This window comes from Roseobacter sp. OBYS 0001 (assembly GCF_019654895.1).
Lineage (GTDB): Bacteria > Pseudomonadota > Alphaproteobacteria > Rhodobacterales > Rhodobacteraceae > Roseobacter > Roseobacter litoralis.
On sequence record NZ_BPES01000001.1, the window covers coordinates 996,394 to 1,008,764 of the forward strand.

Sequence of the window (12,371 nt, forward strand, 5' to 3'; positions counted from 1 at the left end):
ATCTAGTGAAAATACGCACCCCCTACATGAATAGGTTCGCCTCATGATTTCTGCATTGCGCCACAGCGTTGACGAACGGACTTATGCCGACCCTGACAGTATCATCCAGCAGATGATAAAGGACGCGGCCCTGTCCAAATCCGACCGTGAGCATATCAGCGCCTGCGCTGCCAAACTCGTGCATGACATCAGAAATACGACCAGCCCCGGTCTGATGGAGGTTTTTCTGGCGGAATATGGCTTGTCCACCGACGAGGGGGTCGCCCTGATGTGTCTGGCTGAAGCATTATTGCGCGTGCCTGATCCCGAAACAATTGATGCGCTGATTGAAGACAAGATTGCGCCCTCCGATTGGGGGCGTCATCTGGGGCACTCTGCCTCCAGTCTGGTCAATGCATCCACATGGGCATTGATGCTGACAGGGCGGGTTCTGGATGACAGCCATCCGGGGCCCGTGCGCCAGTTGCGCGCGGCACTCAAACGTCTGGGCGAACCTGTGATCCGCACCGCCGTCAGCCGCGCCATGAAAGAAATGGGGCGCCAGTTTGTTCTGGGGGAGAACATTAACGCCGCCATGGAACGTGCTGCAGGCATGGAGAAAAAGGGGTTTACCTATTCCTATGACATGCTGGGGGAAGCCGCCCGCACCGAAGCCGATGCAAAACGCTATCATCTGAGCTACAGCCGGGCGATTTCGGCGATCGCCACGGCCTGCACCGAAGATGACATTCGCAAAAACCCCGGCATATCCGTCAAACTGTCAGCACTGCACCCACGCTATGAAGTCGCGCAGCAAGAGGCCGTGATGTCGGACCTTGTCCCGCGACTGCGTGCGCTCGCGCTGTTGGCGAAATCCGCAGGCATGGGCCTCAACATAGACGCCGAGGAAGCAGATAGACTTGGCCTGTCGCTCGATGTCATTGACTGCGTCATGGCGGACCCCGCGCTCAGGGGGTGGGATGGGTTTGGCATTGTGGTACAGGCCTTTGGACCGCGCGCAGGCAGAGTGATTGATACCCTTTATGAAATGGCCGAACGGCACGACCGTAAAATCATGGTCCGCCTCGTCAAAGGGGCCTATTGGGACACCGAGATCAAACGCGCACAGGTCGAAGGCGTCGAGGGCTTTCCGGTTTTCACGCAAAAAGCACAGACCGATGTGTCCTACATTTGTAACGCCCGCAAACTGCTCGGCATGACAGATCGCATCTATCCGCAATTCGCGACCCATAACGCGCATACAGTCGCGGCCATCCTACATATGGCAGATGACCCGCAGGCCTATGAGTTCCAGCGTCTGCATGGGATGGGCGAAACGCTGCACACGTTGGTTTTGCAGCAAAACAAGACACGATGCAGGATTTATGCCCCTGTCGGTGCGCATCGCGACCTCTTGGCCTATCTGGTGCGCAGGCTGTTGGAAAACGGGGCCAATTCAAGCTTTGTGAATCAGATCGTGGATGAGGATGTCCCGGCTGAGGTGGTCGCCGCTGACCCTTTTGAAAAGGTGCTGACAGACCCTGCGACACAGATCCCGACCGGCCCGGAACTCTTTGCGCCGGAACGCGTCAATGCGCGCGGGTTCGATCTGACGCATAGCCAAACGCTGGAGGCGTTGTTCGACGCCCGTGATGCCTTTGCCAAACATCAGTGGCAGGCCGCACCGCTGCTGAGCGCCAGTACTGCAGCCGATGACGCGCCGCGCGCCGTTATAACCAACCCGGCCGATCCGTCAGATACGGTTGGCGCAGTCGTTTGGGCCACGCCCGGCGATGTCGAAAGCGCTTTCAGCAGCGCAGCGCCATGGGCAGCCCCCTATACGGAACGATGCCGCATCCTGTTGCATGCGGCTGATCTGTTGGAAGCTGATTATGCGCAACTCTTTACCCTCCTCACGCGTGAAGCGGGTAAAAGCCTGCCCGACTGCGTCGCAGAACTGCGGGAGGCGGTGGATTTTCTGCGCTATTACGCAAACCGCGCCACAGATACGCCGCCCGCGGGCATCTTTATATGTATTTCCCCGTGGAACTTTCCGCTGGCGATCTTTCTGGGGCAGATCAGCGCAGCGTTGGCCGCAGGGAACGCCGTTCTGGCCAAGCCAGCCCAGCAGACACCTTTGATCGCTCACCGCGCGATCAGTCTCATGTACAAAGCAGGGGTGCCGCGCGGCGCGGTGCAGCTGTTGCCGGGCGCGGGAGATATCGGGGCGCTTGTGACCGGCGATGCTCGGGTTGGCGGCGTGGCCTTTACCGGCTCGACCGCAACCGCCCTGCGCATCCGCAGCGCCATGGCTGAAAATTGCCGCCCCGGCACGCCGCTGATCGCGGAAACGGGGGGTTTGAACGCGATGATCGTGGACAGTACCGCCCTGCCCGAACAAGCCGTTCAGGCAATTGTCGAAAGCGCCTTTCAATCTGCGGGGCAGCGGTGTTCTGCCCTGCGATGCCTGTACGTTCAGGAGGATATCGCGCCCGAATTCACCAAAATGCTGTTGGGCGCCATGCAATGCCTGAGCGTGGCGGACCCGTGGCACCTGTCAACCGACGTCGGTCCGGTGATCGACGAGGCGGCCCGCGACGGCATCGCACAACACATCGCGCAGGCGCGCGCCGAGGGGCGCGTCATTGCCGAAACCACCGCGCCTACAACTGGCACATTTATCGCCCCGACCCTTATTTCCGTCCCCGGCATTGCTGCGTTGGAGCGGGAAATCTTTGGCCCGGTGCTGCATTTAGCCACCTTCAAGGCGCATCAGCTTGATGCGGTGATCGATGACATAAACGCGACAGGTTACGGTCTGACCTTTGGCCTGCACACGCGTATCGATGATCGCGTTCAACATGTCTGCGAACGCATTGCAGCGGGCAACGTCTATATCAACCGCAATCAGATTGGTGCTATTGTCGGCAGTCAGCCCTTTGGCGGCGAAGGGCTGTCAGGGACCGGACCCAAAGCGGGCGGGCCGCATTACATGACGCGCTTTTCACAACCTGATCGCCAACAGGTCACAGCACAATGGCCAAAGCCACAGGAAACGCTGGCGCCGCTTGCGCCCCCGCCCTTGGACGCGCCCCGAAGCTCGCTGAGCTTGCCGGGCCCAACAGGGGAATCCAATCGCCTCAGCACGCTGCCGCGCCCGGCCCTGTTGTGCATGGGCCCCGGTACGGAGGCAAGCCGAGAGCAGGCACGTCTCGTCCGCGCATTCGGAGGCATTGCAATCGAGGCGCAAGGTCAGATTGCCCCCGCCGCTTTGAGCCATGGGCCCGAATATGGTGGCGTCCTGTGGTGGGGAGATGCGGCGACCGGGCGTGCCATTGAGGTCGCGCTCGCCACGCGCACAGGTCCCATCATCCCCCTGATACCCGGCGCACCGGATGTTGCGCGGGTGCTGGCAGAACGGCACGTCTGCGTGGATACGACGGCTTCGGGCGGGAATGCTGCTCTTCTGGGGGCGGCGGCGTAACATAATGCGTTAACACTGGGCAAAAACAACGCCTTGACCTGTGCGGTACAATCGCACAGCTTATCGCCATGTTTCCAATCCGAGATCACAATCCCTCCGGGCGCATCCCCTATGTGACCTATATGCTGATGGCCGCCAACATCGGCATTTTCCTGAGTTATTTCGGGATTATGGAAGACGTGCGCGCGATGAATGCATTCTGGCTGCAATGGGCCATGATCCCTGCCCGGCTGTCGCAAGGGGATGGGTATTACACGCTGATTTCATCCATGTTTTTGCATGGCGGCTTTTTCCACCTGGCAGGAAACATGCTGTTTTTATGGATTTTCGGCGACAATATTGAAGACGAGTTGGGGCATGGCAAGTTCATTTTGTTCTATCTGTGCTGCGGGGTCATCGCCTCCCTCGCGCAATACGCCGTTGACCCGATGGCGATGATCCCGACGGTGGGTGCATCCGGGGCCATTGCCGGTGTGATGGGGGGCTATTTGCTGCTTTTTCCCAAGGCAAAGGTGGATATTCTGATCATCCTGATTGTGATCTTCCGCATTCTACCCATTCCGTCGTGGATTATGCTGATGCTTTGGCTGGGCATGCAGGTTATTGGCGGCATCGGCTCAAGCTCAGACGAAGCGGGCGTGGCCTATTGGGCGCATGCGGGTGGGTTTATCGCAGGTTTGATCCTGTTGCTTCCGTTCTGGTTGCGGCAGGGCGGCCCGGCGTTCTGGCAACGCACAGATGGCCACCCGCCCCATCCGGAGGCCACCTATCGCATCGCCCCGAGCCGCATTCCCAAAGTAACGCGGCGCTAGGCAGAGCGCGCAAGCCTGGCGAAAAGGGAACCGTTAGCCGCGTACCAATTTGGCAAAGGGTGAAAACAGCTTTTCATTCGTGCAAATCAGCGAGCCCGATCCCAGAATATCACCGCGTGGATCGAAGGGTTCCAAAAACCCGCCTGCCTCACGCACGATGATCAAACCAGCTGCAATATCCCACGCCTTGAGGCGACGCTCCCAAAAGCCATCATATCTGCCCGCTGCGACATAAGACAGATCAAGGGACGCCGCCCCCCACCGCCGCACTCCGGCGCATCCGGGCAAAACACGGCCCAGATCGCGCAGCGTGTCAGGCAGATCCGTGCTGCCTCCAAAAGGAAGCCCGGTTGCGAAAATGCTTTCGATCATCTGGCTGCGCCCTGACACGCGCAACCGGCTGTCGTTCATCCACGCCCCTGCCCCTTTTTCAGCAAAGAACAATTCATCCTTGGCCGGATCATAGACAACGCCAGCGACCACCTGACCTTTGTGCTCAAGCGCGATTGAAACAGCCCAATGCGGGAGCCCGTGCAGAAAATTCGTCGAGCCATCGAGCGGATCAACAATCCAGCGGCGGGTCGGGTCCTGCCCCTCTTCCTCGCCACTCTCCTCAGCGAGCCAACCATATGTCGGACGCGCGCCCATCAGGTCTTCTTTGAGGACTTTCTCGGAATTGAGATCAGCGCGGCTGACGAAATCGCCCGCACCTTTCATGGACACCTGAAGGTTTTCCACCTCGCGGAAGTCCTTGACCAATGATCGACCCGCCCGCCGCGCGGCTTTCATCATGATATTGAGATTTGCGCTGCCAACCATGTTCTTGTTCCTTCGGGAGATAAGGATGCGCGTATAGTTGCAGATCGCCCTCTTGCCAAGAGGACTTTGCGCGCCGTCGCTGCATTCGTTTCCATATCTTCGTTCTGACCCTAAGGCATGTCGATCCACGCCCGCACGCCACCCGCGATTGGCGGTCGGAAATACGCAATCAACCTGCCTTCGGGATCAGCCGTGGCCCCATCCGACCAAGGGGCAACACCGTGCAGCGCCAGACGGTGTACGACGATGGCCGCCCCCGGTGGAGCATGCACAACAACGCGCGGACAGGTCTCAAACACTTCGCGCCGGGCCGCCTGATAGACCTCAGTGACGTCTGTGCGGGGCATATCTGTCGTCTGCGTCTGTGCAAATGCGATGCGAAATGCGTCCTTCATGATCTCGTGGCTGCCCTCCCACACCACAAGCGGGGCTGCACCCGGGTCGGCCCGGGTCAGCGGCAGCCCAAGGATAAAAGCATGTGGCTCTTGCACAAACCGACGCTTGGGCGTTCCAACGCCCAGAACACCATCCACGTGTGCTGCATCACGACGTGCGCGGTACCTGAACCCTGCCTCCGTTTCGCCCGCGCGCGGACGGGGATAGCCGGGAAAAACCCCTGAAAGCTGGCCCCTGTGCAATGCAGGCCAGCCACCGCAGGTCTGTGTGATGAAATCCACGGCAGCACCTGAAAGCTGCGCCGATCCGGAAATACAGCCAAGCGCGTCGTTGTTCAGCACGTCAAGCCCGACAAACCACGTGTTTTCACATTGATACCACTGACTGTAAGCCGGGTTTTTCAGCGCATGTATGGCGTCCGTCAGGGCGTCTTGAGCCCACTCAAGTGTCGCGGCTTCGGGGGCAAAAACCGCCCAGCCTTTTTCAAAGAACTCAGTATTCATGACCTGACCCACCAAACGCACTTTGCGCGCTGCCTGACAGTATTGCAGACGCTGAGATTCTCAAGACCGCAACGGTGCAGTAAAGGCGAATGCAGACGCAACGACGGTACAAAAAGCATCACCCCGCACGATTTGTTACTCACATTGTCGCGCCATTTCCTGCTGCTGCGCCACCTGCGTCAAGGCCTCCAACACCAGCGAGGGCCCCGCATTTGGTAGATGCGCACCTTCTGATAACATGCGTCGCCACACCCGCGCACCCGGACGCCCCGCAAACAGGCCCAGCATGTGGCGTGTGATCTGCGCCAACCGACCGCCGCCGGTGACATGCCCTTCGATGTAGGGCAGCATCGCATGAACGGCATCTTCGGCGGCCACAACTTCGCCTGTGCCAAAGATGACAGGATCGGCGGCGGCCAAAATGTCCGTCGGCGTATGGTATGCTGCGCGTCCGATCATCACGCCATCAAGCCCGGCCTCAAGAAAAGCGCGCGCCTCGTCCAGCGATGTGATCCCTCCATTGACCGAAATATGAAGATTTGGAAAATACTCTTTCATCCGCAATACCAAAGAGTAATCCAACGGGGGAATATCCCGGTTTTCCTTTGGGCTTAGTCCTTGCAGCCAGGCTTTGCGCGCATGGATCGCGACCCGTTCGCACCCCGCGGCAACGATGCGCGCGAGAAACTCTGGCAAGACCTCTTCGGGGTTTTGGTCATCAACACCGATGCGGCATTTTACGGTGACCGGCACCTCGACCGCGTTGCGCATGGCTGCAACGCAATCTGCAACCAGCGCCGGGTTTTCCATGAGTACCGCGCCAAAACAGCCCGATTGAACCCGATCAGACGGGCAGCCTACGTTAAGATTGATCTCATCATAGCCAGCGGTTTGCCCAAGCACGGCAGCCTGAGCAAGTTCCTTTGGGTCAGATCCCCCCAGCTGAAGCGCGACCGGATGCTCATCCGGCGAAAACTCCAGTAAGTGCAAAGCCCCCCCCCGCACCAAAGCCGCAGATGTCACCATTTCCGTGTAAAGCAACGTTTGACGCGTCAATTGGCGGTGCAGCATGCGGCAATGGCGGTCGGTCCAATCCATCATCGGAGCCACGGATAATCTGCTACTTACGCCAATCTGCGATTTTACCGCCTTTTTCAATACTTAGCTCCGAGTGTTCAAGTTCGTCTATGTTCGATATCTTGCCATTTAGGCCCATTATCTGCTACATTTACAACACGTGTTGTAAAATGAAAGGCCATGTGTAAATCATGTGAACCATCATAAAGCGTCGTCGCAAGAATGGCACCATCGCTTGGCTCGCTCAAATCTCAGTGATGCGGCAAGGTAAAGTCTTACTTCGCGAAAGTCAGACATTCGAGCGCAGATCAACCGCTGCGGCGTGGATTTAAAACCGCGAAGAAAGTCTGGTACGACCCGGTGCCCTTGATGCGCTCAAAACTCAACCGAAAAGAAAGAAGACACCGACCTTGAGCGATGCCATCGACAGGTATGTCCAAGAAAGCAACAAACAGATCGGCCGGACCAAGACCCAGGTTCTGAAGAGCATCAAGACGTTTGATATCGCGGCCAAACACTGTGACGCGATAACCAGCGCTGACATCGTCGAATTTGCGCAAGAAAAGCTCAATGGCGGCGTTCAGCCTCAGACCGTGGCCAACTACCTCGCCCATCTCGGCGCTGTTTTCTCCATCGGCAGACCCGCATGGGGCTTTCCACTAAACGCGCAGGCTATGGAGGACGCCCGGAAAGTGGCGGACAAACTGGGTATCACAGGCAAGAGCCGTGAACGGGATCGGCGTCCCACGCTCGATGAACTAGATCAACTCATGCAGCACTTTCTGGACCGCTCCCGACGTCGCCCCACGTCCATCCCCATGCATAGGATCATCGCCTTTGCCATCTTCTCCACCCGACGGCAGGAAGAGATCGTCCGCATCCGCTGGAAAGACCTCAACGTGGAAGGCAAACGCATGTTGGTCCGGGACATGAAGAACCCCGGCGAAAAAATCGGCAACGATGTCTGGTGTGATCTGCAGGAACAGGCTCTGGCGATCATCGAGGCCATGCCATTGATAGAAGACGAGATATTCCCCTACTCGACTGATGCCATCAGCGCTGCATTCACTCGCGCCTGCAAGCTTCTGGAAATAAAGGGACTTCACTTTCACGATCTCCGGCATGACGGTGTTTCACGCCTGTTCGAGCTCGGCCTCAATATTCCGTACGTTGCCGCCAACTCAGGCCATCGGTCGTGGACTTCGCTGAAGCGCTATACACATCTACGTAAGACTGGCGACAAATACGCTGATTGGACTTGGTTGGCCGAAGTCACGAAACGGGACAACGCACTTAAATTGGTCCGGAATGGCCAATTTCCTCGGAAACGCCGCTCAGACAGAGGCGTTTAGCCGAGCTCCGAGTGTTCAGCACAAGTTGCCGAGTTGGGGTAAACTTCCATAAAACATATTGAACCTTATGCGATTTTGACCAAGTGGTAAAACTCCACCCACCCTTTCAAAAGACTACACTCCCTGCTGACTCAGAGCTGCCGTTGGTTTTGTTGAGAGCTAGGTCCGCACTGCGGGACAAAACAGACCTACGTCAGAGCATCCTGGATGTCTGCTTCTTATGCTGCGGGCAGTCCCCGTGGTTCCCCGTCTAAAGTGAAGCAAAACCGATATACAGCAAGTTGAGGCCAGCGATCCCCAAGAGAACATAGACCAATCGGACAAAAGTCGTTTGCGAGATGCGATCATGTAACGCGAAGCCAAGCCCCACACCCAGAAACAAAAACGGGACAAGGGAGGCGGAAGCAAGCAGCCCATCAGTCGAAAACAAGCCCAAAGCAGCGTATCCGACTCCTTTTGCCATGTTCAGCGTGAAAAAAAAGAAGGCGTTCGTTCCGACGAACGCGGTCTTGTCGAGCTGCATGCGCAACAATGTCCCTTTGATTGGAGGGCCACCCGCATGGGCTACAAATCCAGCAAAACCGGACAAGGCGCTTGCGATAAAGACGGACGCCCAGTTGATCTTTGCTTCGGTTGCTGTTGGTCTTAAGTTGAGCAAAACGTAGTTGGCAACGAACCCTAGCGCCATCAGACCAATCGCGATGCGCAAAATGTCCGGATTGATCCCGGTAAAGCTGACCATACCCAACGAAATCCCCACCAACGCGCCGGGCAAGAGAGCGACGATCATGCGTCCCTGCCAAGCGTTCCGGTATCGCCAAACTGATAGGATATCGATCCCGATGAGGATGGGGAGCAAAAGGACTGCCGCTTCTTGCGGTGACATAGTCAGCGCCACAAGGGGAACGCCGAGGATGCCGAGGCCGCCAGCAAAACCGCTCTTTGAGATTCCTGTGAGGACAACGGCGAAAGCTGTGACAAGATATGCTTCAAGTGACATGGCGTTCAAATACGATGTCATCGATAATCATAGAAACGGTTTATTATGATCTAAAAAATCAGCTATCATGATTTCATGTCATTTGATCTTAGATTGATAGAGAGTTTTGTAGCCGTCGCAGAGACACTCAATTTCTCGAGCGCGGCAGAGCGCACCAACACCGTTCAATCCGCCATCAGCGCGCATATCAAAGTGTTAGAGCAGCAAGTGAAACGGTCATTGGTTCAACGCGGTCGCGGCCAGCCGGTGTCACTCACATCAGAAGGTGCCGCGTTTCTGGTGCAGGCGCGTCGTCTGCTGCTACTGGCAGATCAAATGCAACATCCCCAAGGACACAACGAAGGTGGCGAACCCTTGCGGCTTGGAACGACAGTGACCTTTGCCCTGTCACTCATTCCGCGCGCCTTGTCTGTGTACGCGTTTCAGAAAGATGCACCACCTGTGTCTGTGAAAACCGCACGGAGCCACGAATTAATGAACTTGCTCGAACTGGGGGCGATCGATGCGGCACTGGTCTTTGATCAAGGCGCACATCCGATGCGACATGCAACCATTGAGACAAACCTTGTTTGGGCAGCAGCAGACAAATTTGTGCAGCCAGTGAACGCACCACTTCCGCTGGCCTTTCTGGATGATGCGCGGGATCTGCGACGGCATGCTTACGCCGCACTTGATGAAGCTGGCACTATAACGACATCCCTATCCACGCATCCTGACCCGATAGGATTGCGCGCTGTGGTGCATGCTGGATTGGCTGTTACCATCCTCCCAAGCACTGCAATCGTCCCCCCGATGGTAGACGTGGGAGGACACTTTGACCTGCCTGCACTGACAAAAGTGCCAATTTCCGTTTATGCAGACAAAAGCGACAACAAAAATAGGATGGAAAGGCTATGCCAGCTTCTTCTTGCAGAACTCAGGGCGAGATAATCAAGGTAGAATTTAAGCCGCCATTCATTGTGCCTTGTGCGAACTGACGAAGAGCGGGACAAAGTGGACGGCTGCTTCATAAATTTGAACGTCCGTTATTTGATCGTTTTAAAAATGCACTCTTATGACGACACGATTGCTCATCGAAGTTATTCAATATCAAGCCATAGCCGCGACCTGTACGGTGTCAGTGTAATTTTTAGTCTTTCACCTCGCTTTTTTGTCACACAAAATTCTTTCCCGCCGCGCACATTTATTGGCCTATAATTTTGTTCCAAGTGGAGTGGTATTGTTTTCGGGTCGCGAAAGTAGTTGAACCGTCGCCACCCAAAGACAGTGCGCCTAGCCAACAGACTATCTTCGAATCCAGTTTCGCACTCGTATGCGCCACACAAGCAATACTTGGTTTTCATTTTGACGGATACATGCGTCGAATAATGTTCGCCTTGGTCTTCCCAATGTCCGTCGAACGGATGAACATTTAGCGCCAACACACGAACCGAAAGCCAAATGACGCCATAGCACGCAGCAACGATGTAAAAGACGCTTAGTGGTCGCAACTTCATCTCATCAGGTTTTCTGTTATTTCGTTCACTGAGCGAAATGATCCTTGTGATATGTCATCCACAGCCGACATCTGACAGTTTCGGTCGGTTGGCGGGTGCCAGCCCGAAGCGGACCTACGGCGCTAGACGCAAATTTGCGATAGGCGACCATCGCTGCGCGAGTCGCGAATTCACAAGTTGCGGGACTTGGCTGCCTTTTGCACGCAACCTGCCAATGTCGGCTTCAACGCCATCGACCCAACGGAAGGGATGTAGGTTCAAACATCTTTTGGTAACATCGGCAGGTCCGTTGAGCCGGGGTCAATGCCAGCACTTGTGAGCATGGCGTGAACCTGGCCCCGGTGGTGCGTCGCGTGATTGAACATGTGAAAGAGGTTGAACCAAAAAGCAGTTCTCACTGGGTTTCCGCCCCTCATCCATTCTACCTCTCGGGAAAGATCGGACTCCGTCAGAGTGCCGCACCATTTTTTGATTTCGTTGTCCAAAGCGGCTCGCGCCCGTTTGTATTCATTCCAACCGCGCGGCGTAGCTGTATAGGGGTGGCGCGAACCGATCTCGCTGGCTGAAGCGCTATCCCCTCGTTGGCGAGCAAGCCAAACATGATGATCCCAGAGAATATGATTGAGAGTTTCGGCTATCGAACCGAAGAAAGCGCCACGCTCCTCCCATCGTTCCTCGTCGGTCAATTTGTCTGCAGCCGCGATTAGTGACTGGTTTTGCCATCGGTCATACCGGGCCATCGTTCGTGCGAAATTTTTGTCCATCATGGCAATTAACTCGCTTGATCAATTTGAAAGTCGGCAAGGCGGTGTTCGCTATGGCGGACGTTGGCGGCAACGCAGCAAAATTACAAGTTGGGCTGATATTGTTGAAAAACTCCAGTTTTCGTGAAAATGGGTGAAAAACCTGTCCATAGAAGGCCTCTGTGAAAATTCGTCGAGGGGGTCGCCCAAGACCATCGTTTGCAATGTCCGAAGCTCTCAGAGGCTCCACTGGGTGGTCTGTTTCAATTTGGCTGTCGCAACAGATTCTGGCGAAAAAAAGCGGCTGTCGGATTTTCGAGTTTTTCAACAATATCGGCTCTTTTTCCTCTTTCGCCGCGCTGGTCACGAGAGACCGCTTCGGGAAATCGCGCCGTTCGCTGCACAGTGGATGAACTGGTAAGATGCGGACTTTGCCGACATACCCTTTGTCCTGTTGAATGGCCGCTTCAGACAACTGAAGAAGAGTTCTAAATCAGCGGTCGACGGTTGTGTTGTGCACGTGTTCATCCTATGGCACATTATCTGAAATGGAGATTTCATGTCCCGGTAAGGAAGGGAGGCAGCGCGCCTCCCGTAGCACATGCAACGACTAAGGTAAGTCCGTCATCTCGAAGCTGACGGAACTAGTTGATGTGAAACTATTTCCTTCCACCGTTGCCCAAACCTGACTTGGGCCAAAGACATGAAAG

The 12,371-nt window shown here is 56.1% G+C and carries 10 protein-coding genes; 4 read left to right on the forward strand and 6 right to left on the reverse strand.

Annotated features, from left to right (window positions below; translation table 11 throughout):
• Positions 1 to 43 precede the first annotated feature (43 nt).
• Together putA and K5Q35_RS04845 are read left to right on the forward strand one after the other, a co-directional pair.
• Complete coding sequence (gene putA / locus K5Q35_RS04840) at positions 44 to 3,463, forward strand: bifunctional proline dehydrogenase/L-glutamate gamma-semialdehyde dehydrogenase PutA (protein ID WP_220798626.1); 3,420 nt, start codon at positions 44 to 46, stop codon at positions 3,461 to 3,463.
• Positions 3,464 to 3,531: 68 nt separating this feature from the next.
• A complete protein-coding gene (locus K5Q35_RS04845) occupies positions 3,532 to 4,275 on the forward strand; it encodes a rhomboid family intramembrane serine protease (RefSeq protein WP_013961956.1) in 744 nt (247 codons plus the stop codon).
• Between the two features lie 33 nt (positions 4,276 to 4,308).
• Here the strand turns inward: K5Q35_RS04845 and K5Q35_RS04850 are convergent, their stop codons facing one another.
• The 3 genes from K5Q35_RS04850 to dusA all read right to left on the reverse strand — a co-directional run bounded on the left by K5Q35_RS04850 (position 4,309) and on the right by dusA (position 7,151).
• Positions 4,309 to 5,094: an inositol monophosphatase family protein gene (locus K5Q35_RS04850; protein ID WP_013961957.1), complete on the reverse strand. Its 786-nt coding sequence runs from the start codon at positions 5,092 to 5,094 to the stop codon at positions 4,309 to 4,311.
• 110 nt (positions 5,095 to 5,204) lie between these two features.
• Complete coding sequence (locus tag K5Q35_RS04855) at positions 5,205 to 5,993, reverse strand: hypothetical protein (protein ID WP_220798627.1); 789 nt, start codon at positions 5,991 to 5,993, stop codon at positions 5,205 to 5,207.
• A gap of 135 nt (positions 5,994 to 6,128) precedes the next feature.
• Positions 6,129 to 7,151: a tRNA dihydrouridine(20/20a) synthase DusA gene (gene dusA / locus K5Q35_RS04860; protein WP_220798628.1), complete on the reverse strand. Its 1,023-nt coding sequence runs from the start codon at positions 7,149 to 7,151 to the stop codon at positions 6,129 to 6,131.
• A 329-nt stretch (positions 7,152 to 7,480) separates the two neighbouring features.
• Here dusA and K5Q35_RS04865 point away from each other — a divergent pair, with 329 nt between their 5' ends.
• The gene (locus K5Q35_RS04865; RefSeq protein WP_259650459.1) at positions 7,481 to 8,422 is read left to right on the forward strand and encodes a site-specific integrase; all 942 of its coding nucleotides are present in this window, start codon (positions 7,481 to 7,483) and stop codon (positions 8,420 to 8,422) included.
• Between the two features lie 250 nt (positions 8,423 to 8,672).
• Here K5Q35_RS04865 and K5Q35_RS04870 read toward each other — a convergent pair whose 3' ends face one another.
• Positions 8,673 to 9,443 (reverse strand): sulfite exporter TauE/SafE family protein, encoded by a 771-nt coding sequence (locus K5Q35_RS04870; protein ID WP_220798629.1) that lies wholly within the window; start codon positions 9,441 to 9,443, stop codon positions 8,673 to 8,675.
• A gap of 54 nt (positions 9,444 to 9,497) precedes the next feature.
• Here K5Q35_RS04870 and K5Q35_RS04875 point away from each other — a divergent pair, with 54 nt between their 5' ends.
• The gene (locus tag K5Q35_RS04875; protein ID WP_220798630.1) at positions 9,498 to 10,352 is read left to right on the forward strand and encodes a LysR family transcriptional regulator; all 855 of its coding nucleotides are present in this window, start codon (positions 9,498 to 9,500) and stop codon (positions 10,350 to 10,352) included.
• An 823-nt stretch (positions 10,353 to 11,175) separates the two neighbouring features.
• Here the strand turns inward: K5Q35_RS04875 and K5Q35_RS04880 are convergent.
• Complete coding sequence (locus tag K5Q35_RS04880) at positions 11,176 to 11,685, reverse strand: DinB family protein (RefSeq protein ID WP_220798631.1); 510 nt, start codon at positions 11,683 to 11,685, stop codon at positions 11,176 to 11,178.
• Complete coding sequence (locus K5Q35_RS04885; protein WP_220798632.1) at positions 11,645 to 12,136, reverse strand: hypothetical protein; 492 nt, start codon at positions 12,134 to 12,136, stop codon at positions 11,645 to 11,647. The genes K5Q35_RS04880 and K5Q35_RS04885 overlap by 41 nt, the downstream gene beginning before the upstream one ends.
• Positions 12,137 to 12,371: the final 235 nt, after the last annotated feature.